General features: G+C 61.5%; 13 protein-coding genes. 6 read left to right on the forward strand and 7 right to left on the reverse strand.

Annotated features, from left to right (window positions below):
* Positions 1-1,803 carry a hypothetical protein gene (locus HRU71_14355; GenBank protein QOJ04599.1) on the reverse strand — a complete coding sequence of 601 codons (1,803 nt, stop codon included), beginning with the start codon at positions 1,801-1,803 and terminating at the stop codon, positions 1-3.
* Between the two features lie 158 nt (positions 1,804-1,961).
* On the opposite strand from HRU71_14355, the gene HRU71_14360 reads away from it, so the two are divergent.
* From HRU71_14360 to HRU71_14385, 6 genes are all read left to right on the forward strand, one after another.
* Positions 1,962-2,927 (forward strand): 3-phosphoglycerate dehydrogenase, encoded by a 966-nt coding sequence (locus HRU71_14360; protein QOJ04600.1) that lies wholly within the window; start codon positions 1,962-1,964, stop codon positions 2,925-2,927.
* A 1,542-nt stretch (positions 2,928-4,469) separates the two neighbouring features.
* Positions 4,470-5,375 (forward strand): hypothetical protein, encoded by a 906-nt coding sequence (locus HRU71_14365; protein ID QOJ04601.1) that lies wholly within the window; start codon positions 4,470-4,472, stop codon positions 5,373-5,375.
* Between the two features lie 131 nt (positions 5,376-5,506).
* Complete coding sequence (locus HRU71_14370; protein ID QOJ04602.1) at positions 5,507-5,653, forward strand: hypothetical protein; 147 nt, start codon at positions 5,507-5,509, stop codon at positions 5,651-5,653.
* A gap of 950 nt (positions 5,654-6,603) precedes the next feature.
* The gene (locus tag HRU71_14375) at positions 6,604-7,761 is read left to right on the forward strand and encodes a hypothetical protein (protein QOJ04603.1); all 1,158 of its coding nucleotides are present in this window, start codon (positions 6,604-6,606) and stop codon (positions 7,759-7,761) included.
* Between the two features lie 544 nt (positions 7,762-8,305).
* Positions 8,306-9,364, forward strand: coding sequence for a type I glyceraldehyde-3-phosphate dehydrogenase (gap, locus tag HRU71_14380; protein QOJ04604.1), 1,059 nt, complete (start codon positions 8,306-8,308; stop codon positions 9,362-9,364).
* Positions 9,365-9,540: 176 nt separating this feature from the next.
* Entirely contained in the window at positions 9,541-10,395 is an 855-nt protein-coding gene (locus HRU71_14385; GenBank protein ID QOJ04605.1) for a hypothetical protein, read from the forward strand.
* Positions 10,396-10,582: 187 nt separating this feature from the next.
* On the opposite strand, the gene pruA is transcribed toward HRU71_14385, so the two are convergent.
* From pruA to HRU71_14415, 6 genes are all read right to left on the reverse strand, one after another.
* Positions 10,583-12,133, reverse strand: a complete 1,551-nt coding sequence (gene pruA / locus HRU71_14390) for an L-glutamate gamma-semialdehyde dehydrogenase (protein ID QOJ04606.1) — start codon at positions 12,131-12,133, stop codon at positions 10,583-10,585.
* 200 nt (positions 12,134-12,333) lie between these two features.
* Positions 12,334-12,939: a response regulator gene (locus HRU71_14395; GenBank protein QOJ04607.1), complete on the reverse strand. Its 606-nt coding sequence runs from the start codon at positions 12,937-12,939 to the stop codon at positions 12,334-12,336.
* Between the two features lie 339 nt (positions 12,940-13,278).
* On the reverse strand, positions 13,279-13,977 hold the full coding sequence (locus HRU71_14400; protein QOJ04608.1) for a hypothetical protein: 699 nt from the start codon (positions 13,975-13,977) through the stop codon (positions 13,279-13,281).
* Between the two features lie 146 nt (positions 13,978-14,123).
* On the reverse strand, positions 14,124-14,561 hold the full coding sequence (locus HRU71_14405) for a PEGA domain-containing protein (GenBank protein QOJ04609.1): 438 nt from the start codon (positions 14,559-14,561) through the stop codon (positions 14,124-14,126).
* A 97-nt stretch (positions 14,562-14,658) separates the two neighbouring features.
* Positions 14,659-14,865, reverse strand: a complete 207-nt coding sequence (locus tag HRU71_14410; GenBank protein ID QOJ04610.1) for a hypothetical protein — start codon at positions 14,863-14,865, stop codon at positions 14,659-14,661.
* A 140-nt stretch (positions 14,866-15,005) separates the two neighbouring features.
* Complete coding sequence (locus HRU71_14415) at positions 15,006-17,369, reverse strand: hypothetical protein (GenBank protein ID QOJ04611.1); 2,364 nt, start codon at positions 17,367-17,369, stop codon at positions 15,006-15,008.
* Between the last annotated feature and the right edge of the window lie 216 nt (positions 17,370-17,585).

Genomic DNA, 17,585 nt, shown 5'->3' on the forward strand with positions numbered 1-17,585 from the left:
TCAGTTCGGCGCCGAAGCCAAGGTGACGTTGAAAGTGGTCAACCGGCAGAGCGGGTCTTCGAGAAAATGCACCTGCACGGCGTGCGGCCCGGGGCTGACGCGGCGAAGTTGAAGCACCAGTGGGATCGGCGTGGTCTTGCCCGGCTCCAGCGTCAGCGGAAGGCGCGGCACCGCCTTGCGATCGGGGTGCAGCTCGCCGCCGTTCACGCGGATGATCGGCCAGCAGGTGATCGTCGACTTGGCCCGATTGGTCAGGTTGAGCGTGACTTTTTCGGGGCAAGCGAAATAGCTCAATCCGAACTGGGTCGATTTGGGAGAGAAGGACCACTCGCGCGGCCCCTCGAATGCCACGTCAATCGGCAGGGCCGGCGGCACGTCGTCCGCGTGGTTGGATGCCAGCAGGCGCACGGCGCTCTTGTCCGGCACATCGACGGCCACGTTGCAGGCCCAGTGGTCGCCGGCATCGAGTGCTTGCAGAATTCGGCCCGGCTCGACGGTCGGCTTGGCGTCGTTTTTCTTGGCCACGCGGAGCCAGACGCACACGTTGTCAAACCCCTGGTTCAGCGCGTTCTGGATGGTGACCCCGACGCGTTGCGCCGAACCGTCGTTGGGCGCGTCGAAAAAGGTGCGCAGCCGCCCGCTGGGGATGGAGTGTTGCAGTTTTTCCGTGGCGTTGTCGTCGGGATAGATGAAGGCAAGTTGATCGCCGCGGACTTCGATGACGCGGTAATGGCTGATGCCGGTTGCTCGATCGCGCAGCGATGTGCTGGACTGGTGCGTGCGAACGAAATGGAGATTGGGCACGCCCTTGAGCCGGTCGGCGAACTCCTTGAAATCCCAATCGGTCGACCCGCCGGTCAGGAACAGGCGAATCTTGTACTCCTCGACGAAGGTTTCGAGATTGCCGTTGGCTCGCCAGATGTCCAATAGCGCCAGCTCGTCGCTGTTGGTGCAGAGGAAGTTCAGCTTCTTGTTCTTGTTGCGGCGCAGATCGTTCTCGATCCATTGCAACTGCGAAAAATCCTGATCGATCGGACTGCCGGGGTGGTCCAGCAGCAACAGGCCGTGATACGCGCCGTAGTCGATCGTGCCGATCGGACGGCTGGCGACGTATTGCATGAAACTGTCCTGGTGGTCGTGCTGGCCGCAGAGCATGAAGACCGGGGCGTTGAATTGCTGAAAGTAAGCCAGCACGGCGTGCCAACTGGTTGCATCGTCGCGAGCGCGGGCCCACTCGGTGTAATCGCCGGTGGCGATGATGAACTCCGGTGCGAGGAGATTGACTTCGCGCGGGAGCGCGTCGTCAAAGGCGGGAGCCGTGAGGTCGCCAATGTTCATGTTTGACAGATGAACAAAGCGAAACTCCGTCTTGAATGTGTCCACGACTTTGACGCTGCGCCGGGAGTAGAAGTTTCCGCCCGGTGCGGCCAGCTCAAGGTCGTACAGCCCCGGCGTCGCGTCGGCGGGCACCAACAGCACCATGCTGCAATACTCGTCGTTGTAGGAGGGCGGCGTCGTGGCTTTGAGCGGGACGCGAACGGTCGGCTCAATCGCGTGGCGAAGCAGGAATCGCACGTCGCCATGCACCTGTGGCCCGCGCTGCATGACGAAATAAAACGTTTCTCCAGGTGTGATGAAGATGGGTCGTCCTTGCGAAGGCTCACGAATGACCGTATCCGCGACGGACGGGGCGGGGGTCGATTGGATCGGGGCGGCGGCACGGGGCGGCTCGTCCGCAATGGAATTTCCGAAGGCCATCATGGCACCCGTCCACGTCAAGGCGATGATTTTACATGGGCTCATTTTTTTTCCCTTTTTTTGGAAAGGGCCTGCATTTTCGTTGTTAACCCAACCTAGGCGGGTATCATAAATCGAACGGCGGCAAAGGGCTAATCTTATTCCGCAGCCTTTCGATTGCAGGGCGTTTGGTGTCACTCCCCATGTCGTTCGGAGGAACGGACATGTCGGGCAGTAAGCAGTTTCACGTCGTTGTTGCCGAGCCGTTCGACTCGAAGGCTCTCTCGCGCCTGGAGGAAATCGCCCGGGTCACGGTTCTGGAGGATTCCGCGCCCGAAACGCTTGTCAATGCCATGGCCGACGCCGACGCGTTATGTGTCCGCAGCAAGGCCCACGTCACCGCGCGCGTGATCAACGCCGGCAACCGCCTCAAAGTCATCGCCCGCGCCAGCCCCACCGTGGATCACATCGACCTCCGCGCCGCCAGTCGCAGGAACATCCACGTCGTCTATGCGCCCCACGTGGCCGTCACCTCCACGGCGGAGTTTACACTGGGCCTCATGCTAGCGTTGCACCGCCGCATTCCGTTTCTCGATCGCGCCGTGCGCGACGGCGAGTTTGAATCGCTGCGTGTGCCCGCCGGGCGCGAGCTGGCTCACATGACGCTCGGCCTGCTGGGCCTGGACCCAGTCGCGCAGCGCCTGGGCCGCATGGTCACCGCCGCCTTCGAGATGCCCGTCATCTACCACGACCCGGCCGGGGCGAAGCCGACGGATTTCACCGGCCGCGCCGTGAGCCTCGACGAACTGTTCGCCGAGAGCGACGTCTTGAGTCTGCACCTGGGGTTGTCTTCAACCACGCGGGGCATCATCAATATTCAATCGCTGGCCAAGCTCAAGTCCACTGCGCTGTTGGTAAACACAGCGCGCGGTCCATTGGTCGACAGCGCCGCCCTGGCGCAGGCGCTGCGGCGCAAGATGATCGGCGGCGCGGCGCTGGATGTGTTCGATCTGGAGCCGTTGCCGGCTGACCATCCGCTGCGCCGCGTGCCCAACTGCATCCTCACCCCGCACGTCGCCGGAGCGACACTCGACGCCAGCAGCGAGCGCTTCACCGTCGCGGATGATGTTGTGCGCGTGCTGCTGGGTCAGCCGCCGGTGTATCCCGTCGCGCTGCCGGCCGACGTGTGAGTGCCATCGCGAACTCACCCTCTTCCTGCCAGAGAGAGCCGGGGTGAGGGACATACGGTTGGCAGCATCTTTGATAGGGCTATTGTGGCAAGCCGGGTCAAGCCGCGGCATCGGTTGGCGATGGCGATATCGTTTGTCGTTTTGGTGACGCGAGTGTCAACAATGCAGCCAAACAATGAGGAAACTTGCCGTGGTTTTAAATTGACACCGGACGGGGGGTAGAACCGTCGCTCGGGGTGATGGAGCCGATAGGCGAATGTCATACTGAAAGGAGCATGACATGAGACGAGCGAGGTGGACGATGCTGGCGGTGGCGGGGCTGGTGCTGATGGGTTCGGACGGCGCGGTGCGGAGCGATTGCCCGCAGAGTGGTGCCTGGAATTGTGTCCCGCTGTCGAATCCGATGTGCATCTGGGCTGTGGAAATGGGAACGACCTGCGAGCTTGGCAATTTGGCAAGTTGCGGCTGTGTCAGCGGGTCTTGTACATCCGACGAGCAGCATGTTCCACAGTATGCTGGGTACGAATTACTCTTATACAGGATGAGACCTGCGGGGTGTTGTAAGGACATTAGTTGGGGATATTGTTTTCAGTAGGATATCAGACCGTGTTTTCGGCGATATCGATGCGTGGCACTTGACGGAAGCACGAATTGCGGGCCAGGCAGCTCATGCAGTTTTCAGGATTTCGGAATCGTGAATATGGAAGCGTGGTTCACTGAACTGGGTCCACAATGTTGCTGGGAGGCTCAATATTCGACCCTATGAGCATGCTTGATCCTATTGGTTACTGGGTGCTTGCTGGAGTCATGATTTGTTGTGGTGAGGCTCCGCGCGATGAGAGTTCGCTTCCGGAGGCACTTCGCCGAGCGTTTGAATCGCGAAATGCGCCGCGTACAGGGTGTTTCCAGTATCTCGTTCAAGAGCACTTCCCCCCGCATGCGCCTCGAAGCACTCGATTTGTTCAGCGGTTCGCGGGAGATAATATCTACATTTGCAACCTGGGTGACGAGGAGGGGATTGTACTGCGCCAGCCCGATGGAACGCCTCTGCTGGGCGTTCGCAATGCATGTTTGCCGACGGAGATGGTGGTCGATCGAAACCAGGGCAGAACATATGTCCACATGGGGTCTTATGCGCACGCCGGCGCATACGAGTGGAATGGGTTTGAGCCATTTGTTGACGTGCGAACAATCGGGCTTCATTGGGCGCCAGCTCAAATGAAGCTTGTGGAAGAGTTATTGAACGCATTCCGCAAGCCGGACGTGACATTCAGGAGTCGGAAGCTTGAGACGTGCTTAATTGAAGTCATCATGACGTCGACTCGCCGAGGTTCAGGCAACACGTTTGAGATGCGGTGGACAATCAATCCCCAACAAGGGTATGGAGTCACTCGCATTGAATCATGTGAGATTGATCAGGCTGGGCAAAAGCAGTTCATTTGCGAGATGAATGCGACTCACGTCGAGGTCGATTCGCATTGGTGGCCACGGGTCGTGGAGACTTCGTGCAAGACGTCTGGTTATCGACATCGAATTGAGATCATGGAAATGGAGTTCGACCGGCCGGACCATCCGAGCGTTATTAACATCGATCAGTTAGGGCTGCCGCCAGGTACGCCGATTATTGCGCCCAAGTTCTTTCCGGGCCAAGCGGCTTATTACGTTGGCGATGACCGAATCGTCGACGAGGATGAATGGAATCGAATTCGCGATGCCTTCGATAAGTCTCCATTCGAAAAATGGCTCGGCATTCAGAGCGCAAAAGGCACGGGTGCCTACCCTTCCTGGTGGGAGGACGCGTCTGGCCGATTCGGGCTGGAGGGCGTCGAGCACAAGCCGGATGCGTGGGAGGCGTATGTTCGGCGGTGGATTCTTAAGCGGACTGATTCGCGTGGGCAATCACTGGCGGAGCCGCTCACGGAGAAGCAGAAGACGGCGGCGTGGGCGGTGCTGGCGGATTGCAGGAAGCGGGCGCATCCGATCGTGGAGAAGCGCGCGGCGGAGCTGGCCGAGGCGCGGAAGCGGCTTCGCGAGAATCGCCAGGTGATCGAAGAGCTTCGGTCGCAGTCCAAGGCGAGTGTATCGAACAACGGGAAGCAGGGCGTGGGCGGGACAGCGGCCAATCCTGCGGCCGGGGGGGCAAGCGAATCGGCCGGTGGCGGCCCGAAGCCGACTGCACGAGAAGATGAGCGGCTGGCGCAGGCGATGCAGGCGTCGGAGCGGTGGCTGGCGGCGGCGAAGGAGTTGGAGAAGCCCGACGGCCGGCTGGCGGAGATATTTGAGGAGTTGAAGCGCCGATTGGATGGATTGCTGACCAGCGTGCAGCGCAGCGATGCGAACGTGCTGCCGCCGCCGGCAGTCAAACCACAGTCGATGCGCGACGGCCGACCAGTGCCGCTTCCGCAGCGCGATCCGCGTCGGGCGCCGCCGGCCGCGCCGCGGCCGTGACGCAGGAGACCGTAACAAACAATTAAGGAGGGCTTGAGCCGAAAATTTGACACCAGGCCGGGGGGGGGGGTAGAACCGTCGCTCGGGGTGATGGAGCCGATAGGCGATTGTCATTCTGAAAGGAGCATGGCATGAGACGAGCGAGGTGGACGATGCTGGCGGCGGCGGGGCTGGTGCTGATGGGTTCGGACGGCGCGGTGCGGAGCGACTGCCCGCCGGCGGAACAGGTTGTAATCGTTGGTCAAGACCGTTCGGTGCAGGGCTTGCTGGATCGTTAATCAAGGCTGCACGCTGCCTCCGGGGGGTTGGTGGGATGAATGTCTATGGGATACTATTTATGGACAAGCTTGCCAACAAAACTCGACCCCTCCATGCGGGTGTGTAAAAATGGCTTGTACTGGATTCACGTGGACTGCTGCAAATGCCGGGCAATTCGTTACTTCTTGGGGGAATCGCCCTGCAGGGTGCTGCAATGACATATCGTGGGGATGGTGTCATGTTGAGATGGAGCGTCTTTGCGGCACAATGCTTCCCTGTTTGACCCTCATCGGACACACGCCCTATTTCTGCACACCCAACAATCCATGCCATTTGTCCGAAGACGACCCGCAACCGATTTACCGCGTAGGTACCTGGCTCTTGGACGGTCAGTCATGCTGTTTTGACTCGCAGTGAGCAGGTGAGCAAGATGGTTCCGGTATCGATACGGTTAACGTCCGCCGCGATAGTTCTACTTGCACATTCTCAATCGCGGGCGAATGACATACCGCGCGCGCTACAAAAGGCGTGTGAAATGCGAACAAAACCGCACACGGGGCTTCTTCATTATCGACTTGAGACGCGATACGTGAGCGGGAACGTCCAAATAGAACGGATTCAAGCGAGGCTTGCGGGTGACAATATCGAGTTGACCGAACTCGGCGATGACGACGGGATCGTATTATATGACAAAAGACTAACACCCTTTGGAGTGCAAAACGCGTGTTTGCCGAAACGCACCATAATTGACCGAACAGGAGAGCATCCGCTTGCCTGGATACATTGGGGCAGCTATGAGCATGTTGCGACAGCCAAGCTCGACCTGGGAGTGCTCTTCGTCGATCCCAGAACTTTTGGAGTCTATTTTAAACCATTTCCGAACAAGTCGTGCAGTCAAATTCTTGCCGAATTTTTTGTGCCATCGGCCGAGGGTGAATACACCGAAACGCGAAGAGACGGTTTAGTTGTATTGAATCGAGAACTGGAAGATCCGACCGGCCAGTCGTCGTGCACGCTTCGTTCAGAGCAGGTCTTTGACCCCGATCGGGGTTACGGCATTCTCTCCATGTCAATCGAACAACGCTGCACGCAACAGGCACCGGTACCGATGATGCGTGCCACCGGTGAGTACGGGCAGATCGACGGTTATTGGTGGCCGGTTCATTTTGAAAGTGAGAATCTTCGCACCGGCTATCGGTTTGTGTATCAGTTGGAGCACGCCGAGTTTGATCGGCCGGAGCATCCAAAGTCGATTGGGCCCGACGACCTCGGCATGCCGCCGGGCGCGCCTGTTTACCACCCGGACTATGTTGACAAGCCCGGCGAGTCGCCCGCTCGCTACCTCGGCGGGGGCAAAGTGGTCTCAAAATCGGAGTGGGAACAGATCAAATCAGACTACGACGTTCACGCTGTTCAAGAATGGATTCGTGCGTGCTTGGCCAAAGGTAGTGGCCAATTTCCAACTTGGTGGGATGACGCGTCTGGCCGATTCGGGCTGGAAGGGGTCGAGCACAAGCCGGATGCGTGGGAGGCGTATGTTCGGCGGTGGATTCTTAAGCGGACTGATTCGCGTGGGCAATCACTGGCGGAGCCGCTCACGGAGAAGCAGAAGACGGCGGCGTGGGCGGTGCTGGCGGATTGCAGGAAGCGGGCGCATCCGATTGTGGAGAAGCGCGCGGCGGAGCTGGCCGAGGCGCGGAAGCGGCTTCGCGAGAATCGCCAGGTGATCGAAGAGCTTCGGTCGCAGTCCAAGGCGAGTGTATCGAACAACGGGAAGCAGGGCGTGGGCGGGACAGCGGCCAATCCTGCGGCCGGGGGGGCAAGCGAATCGGCCGGTGGCGGCCCGAAGCCGACTGCACGAGAAGATGAGCGGCTGGCGCAGGCGATGCAGGCGTCGGAGCGGTGGCTGGCGGCGGCGAAGGAGTTGGAGAAGCCCGACGGCCGGCTGGCGGAGATATTTGAGGAGTTGAAGCGCCGATTGGATGGATTGCTGACCAGCGTGCAGCGCAGCGATGCGAACGTGCTGCCGCCGCCGGCAGTCAAACCACAGTCGATGCGCGACGGCCGACCAGTGCCGCTGCCGCAGCGCGATCCGCGTCGGGCGCCGCCGGCCGCGCCGCGGCCGTGACGCAAAACGTTGACGGCGCGGCTGCACAGCCGGGGCGTGTCGCCCTAGAACCGGTTTCAAAATTCCTCTCCCCCTTGGGGGAGGGGTTGGGTGAGAGGGAAATGTGGTTCAAACGAATTGATTCACCCTCACCCCAACCCTCTCCCTGGAAGGGAGAGGGAGGTTTTGAGACAGCTTGTAGCGCAGCACGGTTGTTTCGTACCGCGATATCTCTGGAAGGGAGAGGGAGGTTTTGAGACAGCTTGTAGCGCAGCACGGATGTTTCGTACCGCGATATCTCTGGAAGGGAGAGGGAGTTTTGAAACAGCTTGTAGTGTATGGGAGCATTCGCCCGATCAGCCGACCTGACAGGGGCTGGCTATGAATTGCTTCGATCCCATTTATGGTTTTCAGCGGATTCCCGCGTTTCTTGACGACTCCTTCGCACGCATCTATTCTCATGCTTCCTCGGCGTTTGCGGTCGTAACCTGATTCATTCTCCTGGCGCGAACACCCGGCGACCGGCGGACGCGAGGCAACTTAATCTTCTGCGGAGGCGTGCAACATGGCAGCGGTGAAGGTCGGCATCAATGGCTTTGGTCGAATCGGTCGCATGGTCGCCCGCGCGATGGCGATGCGCCCGAAGGAGTTTGAAATCGTCGCGATCAACGACGTCGGTCCGCCGGCGAAGATTCACGCACACCTCTTCAAGTACGACACCGTCCATGGCAAGTGGCAGGGCGAAGTCGGCCACACCGACAATTCGCTCATCGTCGACGGCCGCTCCATTCGCGTCTGCGGCGAGAAAGACCCGACCAAGCTGCCGTGGAAGGATCTCGGCGCGACGGTCGTCATCGAGGCAACGGGCGTCTTCACCAGCAAGCGCGACGCCGCCAAGGGCAAGGCCGGCTACGACGATCACATCACGGCCGGCGCGAAGAAGGTCATCCTCTCGGCGCCGTCGAAGGACGCGATCGACGCGACGGTCGTGCTGGGCGTGAACGATGAGACGCTGCGGCCCGAGCATACGTTCGTCAGCAACGGAAGCTGCACGACGAACTGTCTCGCGCCGCTCGTGAAGGTTCTGGCCGACAATCCCGCCGTGTTCGGCGAGAACATCACCGGCATGATGACGACAGTCCACGCCTACACCAACGATCAGCGCATCCTTGATCAGGTCCACGGCGACGATCTGCTTCGCGCCCGCGCGGCCGCGATGAACATCATTCCGTCGTCCACCGGCGCGGCCAAGGCCATCGGGCTGGTCGTCCCCAAGAAGACGATTCAACTCGACGGCTTCGCCCTGCGCGTGCCGGTCATGGACGGCAGCGTCGTCGATCTGACGGTCTCACTGGATAAGGAAGTGGACGTGGATACGGTGAACGGCATCTTCAAGAAGGCCGCCGCCGAGCCGAAGTTCAAGGGCATCCTTCAGTATTCGGACGAGCCGATCGTTTCAAGCGACATCATCAACAACCCGCACAGTTCGATCTTCGACTCGACTCGGACGATGACCGTGCCCAAAGGCAAGGGCAAGATGCTCAAGCTCATGAGCTGGTACGATAACGAATGGGGTTTCTCGAACCGCGTGTGTGATCTGGCTGTGCGCCTCGCGGCGATGTAAGCCCGACGGGATCGTCCCGGACCCGCGATCCTGACCTGCCGGATGTGAAGTACAGTCTCGCCATCTCCGGCCCGAATACACCTCGCAACGTGAACCGGCCTCGTGCCGGATTAGACCCCCTCTCCCTGCAGGGAGAGGGTCGGGGTGAGGGTGCTACGAGAAAAAAGGAACTCTACTTGACCTTTGCCCGGATTCCCCTTTCCTCGACGAAGTGCCTTTGTTCCGGCACGACGCGCGTATTCGTCGCGTTGATGATGGCCGTGACGGGGGGCTTGGCCGGTTGCGGCGTTCAGCAACCGCCGCCGTTGCCGTATGAGATTTGGAATCCGCCCGAGGTGACGGCTGCGGAACTGGATCGCGGCCTGATCATTCTCTACCCCGGTCTGTTGAGCACCACGAACGAAATGATCACGTTGTACCTCGTGATGCGCGCGGCGGGGATCGATCGGGCGATCGACCTGGGCGTGTGGGGTCGGTTCCTCGAGGGCATCGAGAACATCAATGCGTACGAGCGGAATCTGGCGTGGTCGGCGGCGGAGGCGGAACGCATTGCCGAGTACCTCCGCGCGCATCCGGGTAGACCGGTGACGCTGATGGGCTTTTCGGCCGGGGCGGCGATTGCGATCTGGGTCGCGGAGGCGCTGCCCGAAGAGGTGCAGTTGGACCGGGTGATTCTGATCAGCCCCGGCGTGTCGCCGAGTTACGATCTCGACGCGATGCTGCGGCGGTGTCGGCACGGGGCGGTGTGCTTCTGGTCGGCCTTGGATTGGCAGGGCGCGCTGGCGGCGCTGGTCTTCGGCACGATGGATCGAATCAACGAAGTTCCCGCCGGCACGGTCGGCTTTACGATGCAGCGCTCGGACCTTGTGCAGGTTCCGTACGGTCCCGAGATGGCGGCCTACGGCCTGACGGGCAATCATTACGAATTGATGGATAATCCGCTCTGGATTCAGGATTTTGTCGTGCCGTGGGTGCTGTACGACCACGGCCCGCGGGCGTCCGACACACCGCAGAAGCACCATTCGCCCTGACGCCGATGCGAGAGTTGTTGAACTGCTTTCCCGCGGTGGCATCCTCGAGCGTAACGTGCTGCGCCTCGGCGAGCGATTGCACGGCATCGCTGCCGGAATCGCCCAGGGTCCGATCGGCGTCCACGACAACCGGGCGATGCGAATGGCCGCACGGTGTCGCGAGTTCATTCAATCTGTCTAATTTTGTCTAGAAGCGTTCCGTGATGGATTTCGCCTGCATGAACAACTGGATGTAATCCCGGCCTCCGGCCTTGGAGTTCGTGCCGGACATGTTGAAGCCTCCGAAGGGCTGCACGTCGACGATGGCGCCCGTGCATTTTCGATTGAGATAGAGATTGCCGACGTGGAACTCGTGTCGCGCCCGCTCCAGTTCCGCCCGGTCATTGGAGAAGATGCCCCCGGTCAAGCCGTATTCAGTGTTGTTGGCGATATGCAGCAACTCGTCGAACCCTCGGCCTTTGATGACGGCCAGAACCGGGCCGAAGATTTCCTCCTGGGCCAGCCGCGCCATCGGGTCGATGCCGGTGAAGATGTGCGGCGCGATGTAGTACCCGCCCGCCGGCACGTTCGCATCACCCAGTGCCAGCGTGCCCTCTTTCTTGCCGATGGCGATGTACTCGTGAATCTTGTCATAGGCTGGTTTGTCAATCACCGCGCCCATGAAGTAATTCTCCGGCGTGGTCGTATTGCCGACCGTCAGTTTCTTCGCGCCGGCGACGACCTTCTCCACCAGCACGTCGTGCACGCGTTCATCCACGATCAATCGGCTGCACGCCGAGCATTTCTGCCCCTGGAAACCGAAGGCCGACGCGACGACGCCCGCGGCCGCTGCATCGAGATCGGCCGACGGCGTGACGACGATCGCGTCCTTGCCGCCCATTTCGAGCATGGTGCGTTTGAGCCAGATCTGACCGGGCTGCACCTTCGCTGCGCGCTCGAAGATGCGCAGGCCCACGTCGCGCGAGCCGGTGAAGGCGATGAATCGCGTGCGCGGATGATCGACGAGCACGTCGCCGACCGCACCGCCTGGGCCGGGGCAGAAGTTGACCACGCCGGGCGGAAGCATGACTTCTTCGAGCACTTCGATGAATTTCGCGGCGATGACCGGCGCGGTGCTGGCTGGTTTCAAGACAACTGTATTTCCAGCCACGATCGCGGCGCTGGTCATCCCCGCCATGATCGCCAGCGGGAAGTTCCACGGCGGAATGATCACGCCGACGCCGAGGGGAATGTAACGCACATCCGTCTCTTCTCCCGGTGACGACGTCGTCGGATGGCTGCCGCCCAGCCGCATCGCCTCGCGGGCGTAGAATTCGAGGAAATCAATGCACTCGGCCGTATCGGCGTAAGCCTCGATCCATGATTTGGACTCTTCGTAGCACATCCATGCCGAGAACTCGTAGATTCGGCGGCGAATGATGGCTGCGGCGCGAAGCAGGTACCGCGCTCGAACTTCTGCCGGCGTGCGCGACCACGTTTTGAACGCGGCGTCGGCCGCGGCGATGGCGGATCGAGCGGTCTCGGCGTCGGCCTTGCCCACGCGACCGACGACTTGAGCAACGTTTCCGGGACTGATTGAGTCAATCATGCCGGCGGTGTCGATCTTCTGGCCGCCGATTCGAATGGGATAGGTGCGACCCAACTGCGATTCGACGAGCTTGAGAGCCTCCAGCATCGCCTGTCGCGCGCCGGGTTCGGAGAAGTTCACATACGGTTCGGGGGAGTAGGGCGTCAGCATCGAGAAACTCCGAATCTATCTGAAATCAACCGAAATCAACCGAGGATTCGCAATCATTGAAGGTGCGAGATTGTAATTGCGGTAGAAAGGCTCGCCAAATCGTGCAGCGTTGCAGCAGGTCGAATCGTGCATATGATTGTGCCAGCCTAGTGCGCCGGTGATTCGGTGCAATAAGATGAAGTAAAACGTTTCACCGGCGATTAGGAAGGGCTAAGGGATGCTTCGATGGCAGCGATCGCCTTTGCAGCATCGAACGGCTTGGCGAGAACGGCGTCGAAACCGTCATCGCGCAGGGTGGCGTGCAGCGCCGCGTCGTTCGACGGCGCCATGGCGATGATGCGTACGCCGTCGAACTCGGGGTTGCTTCGAAGCGTGCGGACGAACTCCCGTCCGGTCAGATTCGGCAGCGTCGAGTCGACGAGCAGGACATCGGGTTTGTGTGCCTGCGTGGCGAGGCCGGCATCGAAGGCCGACGTGGCCGTCCGCACGTCGTACTCGCCGCCACGCGCGAGTGCGTCAGCCAGCGTGGCGGCAAAGTCTCGGTCGGCGTCAATGACCAGCACGCGCGTCGTTCCCGCGTCCAGTCCATTGAGCGGGATGTTGTGCAGCTTCATGAACCGAATGAGCTGCTGAACGGGAATGCGCCGGTCTTTGCTGCCTGGAATGCGATAACCGCGGAGCTGGCCGGAGTCGAACCATTTGGAGACGGTGCGCGGGGCGACGTTGCAGATGCGGGCCACGTCGCCCGTGGTGAGAACGTCCTTTCGGCCCGCGCCCGGTTTGCGAGACGGGTTGGTCGTGTGCATCGCCACTTTCCCTCCTCCGCCAGTGCCAATAATGAAGCACTCGGCAGGGCTGCTTTCAGGGCCGAATCGGGTGATGCGCGTTCACGCCGGCGGCCGAAAGCACAATCGGTCAGCGGGAGTTACAACTGTACAAGTGCGCCGAATCGTCGCAGGCGTTACAGCCGTGCGCGCGGCGCCGATAAAAGCAGGCGCGCCGGCCGCGACGAGGTGTGCGAGGTGGGACCGAGTATCCGTCGCGCTCCCGAACGGAGCGCGTGATTAACTCATACTAGGACGAGCCGACCCAAAAGACAAGTTTCGACAAAGCGGGGGGGGGCGCCGGTAGCCCGGTGCAACGTTTTATTCCTCGGTGTATTCCGCGCCAGGCGGCAGGATGTTGGACACCGGCTCGGACGAGGTCAGGGCTTCGAAGCTCAAATACAAACCGACCGCCAGCAGCAAGAGTGCGGCCAGCGTGCGGATCGGCCAGCGAAACCCGCCGTGCGGCATGACGATGCTCTCGGTCTGGCCATTCACAGAAACCGGGAGGTCCGCGCCGCTCACGGCCCAGCGCACGTATCCGATCGGCCCGCCGGGGGCATATCGCTCGGTCAATGCGGCGCGAAAAGCGACATTCGCCATTTTATCAATCGAACTCGCCTTCTCGCCGGCGGCGACAACGGCATTCCGCGCCTCGGCGAAGCGAGGCGGCTTGCCCGCGGCCCGGGCGAATTGATCGTATTCCCACACCAGATTGATCGCCGTGCAGGCCAGCGCCACGACGCACGCACCGCGGAGGATGCGCCGCCGCTCCATCGGCCGCGCCGCCCGTGCGAGGCGAAACGAGACCGCGCCGACGAGCAATCCGGCGACGAGAAAAAAGAACAGCCCCATGTAGAGCGGCAGCCAGATCAGCGCGACCAGCAGCCAGCCCAGCGGAACGAGACAAAGAAACGAGACGATCCTGGCCTTGCGCCAGGCCCCGGCGCGCGCGGCGGTCCACGGCCCCTCGAGGATCGGCGGCGGCGGCTGGGGCAGGGCGTCGGCGGTCTGGGTCATGGGCGGCCTGGACGGGTAGTGTTCGCTGCATGCAAGGGTCGATGATGTCGCCGGTTGAGCAGCATGACCTGCCGGCTCCGACGGCTTGCGCCGTCGGCTCACGGTCGTCCATTCATGATCGGCTAAACTTTACCGCTCGCCAATCGCTATTCGACATTCGCCAAGGCCCGCTGCTTTAGCTCGGCCGCGTTTTGCAGCAATTGATCCTGCGGGACCGGCGCGATCGGCGAGAGGGCGAAGGTTCCCAGGTCGCGTTCGTCGTAAATCGTGAAGGGCACGAGGCATTCCGCGAAGAGATCGATGAACGGGGTCTGGTACCACGGCGCCTTGATCTTGCGATTCGTCTGGATCGTCTCGTAACCGGGCTTGCGCAGGATGATGTCATAATCGCCGTACCAGGTGAACGGCACTTTCACCGGCGACTGGCCGACTTCCTGATCGTTGAGAATGACCGTCGCGCCGGCCGGCTCGGTATTGATCGTGACGGTGCGCTCGACGCATCCGGCCAGGCCGACGGCGCTGCCGAACAACACAATCCAACAAACGCATCGGGGTGGGTTGGCTTGAGTTCGAGTCGGCGACATGGGGAAGCATCCCTGCACGCGCGCGGTGAACCCGTTCACCGCGTGTGGCAGGTCAGTTTACCTCGTCCACGGAAGATGGCAACCCGCAGGCAATCCGCTACGCGATGTGCCGCCGATCGAGCTTGCGGACGAGGTAGTAGGTGTACGCCGCCAGGCCCAGTCCACCGAGCATCGAGACATTGGCCACGATCAGGCTCGCCCGATCGCCGAAGCTGTCCGGATGGCGCAGTGCCCAAACGCCAAACAGGTCGGCTCCGACGATGACCAGCAGCAGAAACACCAGATGGAACCAGCGCAGCGACATGAGGCACCTCCCTGAAGCAACACGGTGCGCGACACATGCGAAGACTCCGCACCGTAATGATAGCGCGCCGGAAGGTACGGCTGCCAAGTGGTCGAACCGACGATGCCGGCGCGGGGGACAAGGCATCCCGGCACGTCCAGCTACTGCCCCAGCAGCAAGGCGGCAAACGCGGCGATGTCTTCGTCGTCCAGCGTGCCGGTCGGCTCGGCCAGATCGGCGCAGGGGTCGAAGAACGGGTCGGTGATGAAGGCAGCCGAGAAGCCTGCGATATCGCCGCCGTTCAGGAGCGAGTCGTTGTTCATGTCGCCGAGAATTCCTGGGCACGTAGGCACAGGACAGGTACCGACGCTGATGCGCACGTTGTCCAGTCCGCCTTCGACGGTGCTCTGCGGGTTGGCGTCGTTGACGGTGAACCGGATTCGCATTGCGGAGGTGAGCGTCACGCCGAGAAGATCGAGATTGGCCTGCGTGATCGTATGCCGCCGCCACGAGATGCCCCCGCTGGACACGTGCAGGGCGATCTGGGTCCAGGGGCCGGCGCCGTTGTTGGAGTCGATCTCGACGAGCATGCGATCGACGCCGCCGGCCACGTTTGACAGGTAGAGGAAGTAGTCATAACTGATGCGCACGTCCCCGCCGGAAAGATCGAGCGAGGGGGACGTCAGCCGGACGGATCCGTTATCGACATCTGTATTAGCCCCCGTGCCGTTCTGCGTCACGTAGCACATGCCCGACCCGTCGGAATCAAACAGCGGATCGAACGCCACCGCCAGATCGTTCGTCGGCACGGCGCGTTGCCATTGCCCGGCCGTCGCTCCGACCAGCGTGGCGGTCCAGCCGAGGTCGGTTTCAAAGTGGTCCTCAAGGACGATCTGGTTCACAACGCGCGCGGTGTAAACCTCCGGCTCGGGTTGCGATACGGGGAAGCCGTTGGGATTCTGCGCCTGGAAACCACCGCTGCCGTCGGCGCGGAAGTAATACTCGACGTTCTGGCCGCAGGGGACGGCGGGAATCGTCGCGGTGAAGTCCACCCCCGAGACGTGCGTGGCGGGGACGGGCGTGAACGGCCCCGAATTGCCAACGCGATAATGCAAGGTCGCGGAATTGGGGACGTAGCCCTCGCCGCTCTCATAGACCTTAAAATTGACAATCGTCGGCGCGCCGGCCTGAAGCACCGGCGGCGGATCCTTCACGACGATCACCACGCCGGCGGTGGCCCATTCGGTCAGCCGCATGATCGCGGGGAAGTTCTCCTGGCAGTTCGGGAGAATCTGGTTCGCTGGAAGGGTGAATCCGTTCGTTCCGGTGTCGCGCAATTCAATCGTCATCGAGGTGCGCCCGGCCGTCGCATAGGTCCAATCCACCGATGCGCCGCTGGCCTGGTAGATCGTCTGGCAGATCGGGCCGGGTTCGTAGAACAGTCCGTTGACTTCTCGGATGAGGCGGTGCATGTCCTGGCCCATTTCGTAGTAGGCGCTGTAATCCGGCTGCGGCAGCGTGGTGCAGTTCGCGCCGTAGGCCCACATGATGAGTTGCGAATAGGAGTGGTAATCCATGTGCACGCGAAGGTTGGGTTTGGAGAGGATAAAGTTGCTGACCGCGGCGCTTTCCGGCTCGCTGAACGGCGCGGTGCCGTAGTACGTATCGCTGGTCGGGCTGCTGCTCGCGCCGGGGCCGCTCCAGCCGAAGGCCCAGTTGCGGTTGAGGTCGACCCCATAGGAGCCGCCGGCATTCAGCCGCCGGTTCTTTCGCCATAGGCGCGTGGTGCTGTCAATCCAGGTGTAGGCGTAGCCGTCGGGATTCATGATCGGCATGAGGTAGAAATCGGTGCGGTTCACGAGCGCTTGAATCGCCGGATCGCTGTCGTAGTTGTTTACGAGCTGGTCCGCGATGTAGAGAATCATCGGGCCGGTGATCCACTCGCGGCAGTGTTGCAGGCCGTGGTAGAACGCGCCGGGCTTGTCGGATTTGTCCGGGCCAGTGATGCGCCAGACGCGCAGCGGGCGCAATTCGATGGACAGTCCGATGGCGGGCAGCTCTTCCACCAAGTCGGGCCGTGCGATCACGAGATTGGTCATGAATTGATACGTGTTGTCGATGTCCAGATAGCTGTCAAAAGGTGTGGCCAGCCCCGCGCCCAGCAGAATGTCCGCCTGCTCGCGCGCGTAGGATGCCATCAAGTCTGGATTGAGAACTTCAAACGTCATGCCAAGTTGGCCGATTGCCTCGCGCTCGGCAATGGAAACATGGACATCGATCGGGCCGACGCCGACTTCGTGCGAGTGAATGTCGAGATCCAGGTCGAGCAGCGCCTGAAGCTGCTCGGCGTTCTTGACGTCGACGCGGATGATCTGGTCGCCCGGCTTGATGGACACGTCCGCGGCCCAGGCGGCCCGCTGCGACGCTGACACAAGGGCCAGCGCCAGGATCATCATCAACAGTAACGAAACACGACGGACCAGCGCGGCAACGCGTTGACGATAGGCTGCGACGAATCGACTCATTTGAACCACTCCACCGAGGCGGGACGCGCGGGGGCTGAACAGGCCCGATGCCGCGCGGCACAGCAGAAACTCCCCAGCCATTATACCGCGCCGATCAGCGTGGTAATAGCATGGTTGTCAGGTCGTTGACGGCGGGCGGCGGCGATTTTAGGCTTGCGAGGTGTTCCGGTGCGGCGTCGGCCGACCCGGTGCGCACGAGGACACAGGAAGATCGAG

Source organism: Planctomycetia bacterium (assembly GCA_015200345.1).
In the GTDB taxonomy this organism is placed as follows: Bacteria; Planctomycetota; Phycisphaerae; order UBA1845; family UTPLA1; genus PLA3.